General features: G+C 71.9%; 1 protein-coding gene. It reads right to left on the reverse strand.

All coding sequences use genetic code 11. The features are described from left to right. Window positions 1–133: 133 nt before the first annotated feature. Window positions 134–434 (reverse strand): nucleotidyltransferase family protein (locus G5C65_RS38275; RefSeq protein WP_165303699.1); only part of this gene is annotated, 301 nt, incomplete at its 5' end.

The following is a 434-nucleotide window of genomic DNA, read 5'->3' on the forward strand; positions in this document are numbered from 1 at the left end:
AGCGGGGAGTGCGCTGGTGCGGACATGGTGGGTCACTCCTTCGGCGGGCTGTGCTTCTGATCAGTGGAGATTAGTTTTCTTATAGTGGAATCTCAAGAGTCTGTTGATGTCGAGACACCGCGCCGCGCCGGGCTCAGCCGCCGGACTCCCGGAGCCTCGTCAGGTCCTCCGGGGTGTCGATGTCCCCGGGATCCGCGATGTCCGCGCACTCGACAAGGGTCAGCCGGGCGGTGTGCGCCCGGAGATACGCCCGCGCCCCCACGTCCCCGTGCGCGCTCTCCCGCACCCCGCGCCAGTGCTCGGCGCCGAACAGCACGGGGTGGCCGCGTACGCCCCCGTACGCGCCCGCGGCCAGCGTCGCGGGGGAGCGGTACGCCGCGCGCACCCGCGCCACCGCCTCCGGGCCGATCCCCGGCTGGTCGACCAGCGAGACG

The organism is Streptomyces boncukensis (genome assembly GCF_011045075.1).
Lineage (GTDB): Bacteria > Actinomycetota > Actinomycetes > Streptomycetales > Streptomycetaceae > Streptomyces > Streptomyces boncukensis.